The following is a 4,997-nucleotide window of genomic DNA, read 5'->3' on the forward strand; positions in this document are numbered from 1 at the left end:
CCTGCTGACCCCCTCCGACGAGGCTGGCGAAGCAGTTTGACGAGCCCGGTATCGGCCTGACGGACCGGTGTGCGCCTACGCGGGGAGCATAATTTTCTCCGCCAAAAATCTTTGCGACACGCCCAGTCTGAGCGCGTGCATCAAACAAACGAAGAACAGCTCCGGGCCGGGAGGGCGGCTCAACCGGCCCGGAGCACCGCGACAATGCGGGTCCTGCCGCGCCCCTATGGAACCAGGTTGCCGGCGAACATTTATCCCGATGCCATGCCGGACCGCCAGTGTAGTGTACAGCTCGTCCGGTTGTCGCAGGTTAATCTGGAGAATAAGCCTGAGACACGGCAAAGGTAAGCTCGTCTTCACTGAAAGGAGAAGCTTGGACTCGCCATCTCGCTCTTTGAGGACACTGAAATTCGATGGCGCCCGGCGAGGCTTTGATCCTGCGCCGGGCGCGCTCGTGGGTGAAACTCAGGCGCTGGCGCGGTTACGCTTCACGGGCGGCTCGGCATCACGGAGCGGCGTCACGCCTGGATCGCAGGACTCGCTGTCGTCCTCCGCGTAGAACGCCGCGACGGACGCGGCGTGCTTCGGGTTTCTGGTCCTGAGTGGAGACGCGCGCGTAGCCGATCAGGGTCACGGGTGCCTCGGTGTTCCGCCAACCCGTCCGGCAATCAGCCTGTCCGCTTTCTCATTGTCAAGCTTTGTTGGCGGACAAATTCGGTCTGGCCGTCAAACGAGCGTTGGGCGGACAGCGCCGGGATGGCAATCGCAGCCGCCCTCGCATGCATCGGGGTCAGATCGCGTCACTACCTGCTCTCTAGATAACTGACACGGCTTTCTGCAGTGAGAGAGCAGTGGTACAGCGTAGCCACCCGTATGGCCTAACCGCAGGAGCTCACCGTGCCGGCCGTGAAGGGCAAAATCGTGGAAGGTGGCCGCATCATCGTGCCTGCCGCATTTCGCGAGAGCATGGGCCTCGCCAAGGGCGACACCGTGTTCATGGAACTGCACGGGGACGAGCTGCGCGTCCGCCCAGCCCGCTCGGCCCTGCGCCGGATCCAGAGCCAAGCTGCGCGCGCTCGCACCCGCGGACGGGCTGGTGTCCGACGAGCTGATCGCGGAGCGCCGGGCCGAGGCCGGCCGTGACTAGGCCCGCTTACGTCCTGGATGCCTCCGCCCTGCTCTGCCTGCTGTTCGACGAGCCGGGGGCCGCCCGCGTCGAGGCCGTGCTGCACCAGGCCTGCGTCAGCGCGGCGAACTACGCCGAGGTGATCGGGAAGCTGGTCGACCGCGGACAGTCACCCGAGGAGGCGGTGGCGGACTTGCGCGAACTGGACCTGGAGGTGATCCCGCTCGATCGAGCCCAGGCCGAAGCCGCCGGAGGCCTGCGGGCCAGCACGCGCGAGGCGGGTCTGGCGCTCGGGGATCGGGCGTGCCTGGCGCTGGCGGCGAGCCGCGGGGCGGTGGCGGTCACCACGGATCAGGCCTGGAGGAAGGTCGGCGGAGCCGACACGGTCGAGGTCGTGCGCTAGCGGCAAGGACGGGACACGGCGGAACGGCCAGTCTGCGCCAATCCGGTGGCACTCTGCCAGCCGCTGTCACAGGCCGCAGGAGCGGGCCGGGTGTCGGCGACGCTGGCTCATGCTGTTGGCAGAAGGGCAACGTGAACCCGTCTCGAGAGACCTGCTCGACCTGAGATGCCGATGGCGCGGGTACTGCGTTTTCCACACTCAAGTTCTGCAATCACGCGAGGCGATTACCTGAGCATGGTGCTCCGCCGACCCCCACACTCACGTCACCCTCCTTGGTGGTTGGCGCACGGGATGGTAGAAGGTCGGAGCGGCGCGCGACCCTGAGCTTATCCGAACGGAGTGCGGGCTCGCACGTGGCCCCGGCATCAGCCAAGGCCATGACCGCCTCGTACCTCACCCGAGTTCGCGCAGGGGTCAGCGAGGGTTGCGAGGGTTTGCGAGGGTCTCTCAAAACCCTCGCAGCGCGAAAGGCTCAACAATCCCAATGATCTGCAGGAGCCTGCGAGGGTTGCGAGGGTTTCCGCGCACGTGTCATGATGTGCGCGCGCGTGTGTAGTTATATATTATATAACTAGTATATTATATAACTAGTTATTATATAACCCTGTACGGTACTGGGTTATAGAACCAGCGCGTATCATCCTCCTGGCTTCGGCGCTGGCGCGTGGCGCCGTGTTCGCAGTCGAGTGCCGGGTGGAAGCGGGCGGGCGCCAGGAGCGTCAGCGGCGGCTCGCCGGAAAGCGCTTCCGGCGGGGTGGGAGCGGGTCGATCGACGGTTCAGGCTAGGCGTCCAGCTGCGGAGCCGCCGACCAAGGCGTGCCCTGAGGCGAGCAGGTCCTGGCCCTTCCACCGCCGGCCCCCGTGACCCAGGCCGCGGCGGCCCCACGCCCGGTTCCTGGGCGGCGAGGTAGCTCTTGCCCATCCACCAGGACCCCAACGAGCGGATAGCCTTTTGCGGGCCATTGGGAGCCCGTGGGCGCGTTTTTGGGTCGCCGCGGTGGGAAGCTTAGCCGTGAGGCCAGAACGGCCGTCCATGGCGCTGCAAATCGATTTTTGAACGCGTCCCTGAAAGGCCTAGAGGCTCGCCAGGGACGGTGCCGCCTTCACGAGCGGCCCAGACATCCGGGAGAAGCCGCTGCTCGCCCGGTTGTGGGGCGGGATGGACCGAGCCGGTGCTCCAGCGGCCAAGGTGTGGCCGCACAGCTGCCGCGGGCTAGCCCAGCACCTCCGGAACGCGTCCTCCTGCCTCGCGCCTTCAGCCGCACGGCTTTCAACCGGGAACGGACGATCGGCACCACCCTGATCCCAGCCGCGCAGGGCGGAGCCGGCCGGGCGGGTCCCTCCTGGTCCGCTGCCCTCTGGGGACGGGCGGCACCCGGGATGACCCCAGTGAGGTTGGGCCAGATCTGACCGAACACCCCGAACGTGCGAACACCCCTTGGCCTCGGCTCCCCTGCACCGACGCCGATGGGTTCGGGGGCGAGCGGGTCAACACCTCGACCTGTGCGGCCACCATGGCCGCGCGCACGGCCGAGGCCTGGGGCCGGATCATGGGGACGGCCGACACGCTCCTCGGCCCCTACGACGTCGTGCTGGCTCTCGCCCCCACTCCGTCGTCGAGCCCCTCGGCGCCCTCGTCACCGGGCAATCAAACCACCCCTTGCGGCCAGGGGGAAACCTTGACCATTCTCCGCCGGGATCGATCAGGTCTGAACGAGCCCCGCCGGTCCCTGCGCCGGCGGGGTTTCTCGTCGGCCGGGAGGGCGGGACGTAATGCGCACCTTGATGAGCTGCTTCGTGGCCGCAGAGATCGTCGAGGATCAGACACTGGCCAGGTCCGGTGCGCACGCCGCCGCGCGGGCCGAGGCGGTGAGGCTCGAGCGCCTCAGGCTTCGGGTCGAGGACCTCCCGATGGCCATCCGCCGCAGCCTGCAGCAGGGGATGCTGCCAAGTCACCCGGGTCCTTCCAGCCTCCGCAAGATCTCGCGGGCGACGGGCACCCGAGAGCTCCTCAGTAACGCCTTCTCAGAAGCAGGGCTAACGAGGGCACCTCCCCCGCGCCGCAAGCGAACGGCGTCCCGGCTGCCCGCGGCGCGGCCATCTGGCGGGTCACGCAGGTCCCTACGCGCACGTGCGCGCCTTGGGGTGCGTACCACCCCGCGAACCTTGCCCGGCTTCACGTGCGCGTAGGGACCTCAAAACCCCTCCTGCAGCTCTGTTCGAACACCGCCGTCAGGAATGCTGGCCTCCAAACAGCGGTTTTAAGCTCGTGTCGGATGCCGCAGGCCACCCTGATCCCGGGCCGTCGCGCGCCGTTGGCGGGCAGCTCACTCCGTGCGCGTGCGCGGCAGGCCCCCTCGCGCGCGAGGGGGCCTGAAACCGGCCTGGAACCGAACCACTCGCTTTTGCGCGGTCGATCACCCGGGTCGGGGCAGGATCGCTCCCGGACGGGAAGGGAGCCGCACGATCCAGCCCTCGGCGGCCTGCTGCCCGTGCCCCGGGCCAGTACGATTTCTCCCAGCTCCCCTCGCTGCCCATCTCCGCATCCAGCTGCCCGAGAACCTCATTGGCCGCTTCCCCGAGCCCGAGGTCTTCCCGCCCGCCGACCCCCATCCGCTCGATCGCCACGACCGCATCGGCTGACCACCCCGGCCCGCGAGGGCGCGCTCCTCACCCTGCTCAGGGGGCCTCCGCCGCCCTCCCGAGATCGCCGAGGCCTGTTGGCCCACCTGACGGGGCCTGGACGTCGCAACGATCAGGACCTTAGGGTCTGAACCGAAACAAGGTGTTGCAGGGTCTATCGTTTTGTGATTCAGGGCCGCCGCTTGCAGCATGGAGGCGGCCATGGCGGACCTGTTCTGGCTCTCGGACGCGCAGTGGGCGGTGATCGAGCCGTTCATGCCCACAAACCAACCCGGCCCCGAGCGCAAGGACGATCGCCAGATCATCTCCGGCATCCTGCACGTGCTCACCTCCGGCTGCCGCTGGCGCGATGGCCCGTCCGCGTATGGACACCGCACCACGGTCTACAACCGCTTCAACAGGTGGTCACGGCGCGGCTTCTGGACGGCGATGCTGGCGGCCCTGGCCAAAGCTGGATGGTCCGGCGAGGCAGCCGCCATCGACAGCACCTACGTGCGGGTCCATCGCTCGGCTCACGGGGGCAAAGGGGGGCGACAGCGCAGGCGATCGGCGCGTCGCGCGGCGGCCGGACGACCAAGATCCACGCCCTCGTCGACGTCCTCGGCCGCCCCGGTGTCCTCCTGCTGACGCCGGGCAACGCCAGCGACGTGCGCACCGCCCCGGCGGTGCTGGCCGAGGCCCCCGGCCGGATCCGCCGCCTGATCGCCGACAAGGGCTACGACGCGGATTGGCTGCGGGCTGATCTGCGGGAGAAAGGCATCACCCCAGTTATCCCCGGCACCCGCGCCCGCAAGCGCGCGCTTCGCCACGACAAGCGCCGCTCCC

Annotated in this window: 2 protein-coding genes and 1 pseudogene; all 3 read left to right on the plus strand. The window is 68.3% G+C overall.

Annotation, left to right across the window (positions count from 1 at the left end; genetic code table 11):
* Nucleotides 1–897 precede the first annotated feature (897 nt).
* Entirely contained in the window at nt 898–1,143 is a 246-nt protein-coding gene (locus tag MET2598_RS40325; RefSeq protein ID WP_236728946.1) for an AbrB/MazE/SpoVT family DNA-binding domain-containing protein, read from the plus strand.
* Nucleotides 1,140–1,529, plus strand: a complete 390-nt coding sequence (locus MET2598_RS0135310; RefSeq protein ID WP_018264054.1) for a type II toxin-antitoxin system VapC family toxin — start codon at nt 1,140–1,142, stop codon at nt 1,527–1,529. Before MET2598_RS40325 ends, MET2598_RS0135310 begins: the two co-directional genes overlap by 4 nt.
* 2,844 nt (nt 1,530–4,373) lie before the next feature.
* Nucleotides 4,374–4,997, plus strand: a pseudogene (locus MET2598_RS40330) (IS5 family transposase); the annotation flags it as partial.

Origin of the sequence: Methylobacterium sp. WSM2598 (assembly GCF_000379105.1) — a bacterium.
In the GTDB taxonomy this organism is placed as follows: domain Bacteria; phylum Pseudomonadota; class Alphaproteobacteria; order Rhizobiales; family Beijerinckiaceae; genus Methylobacterium.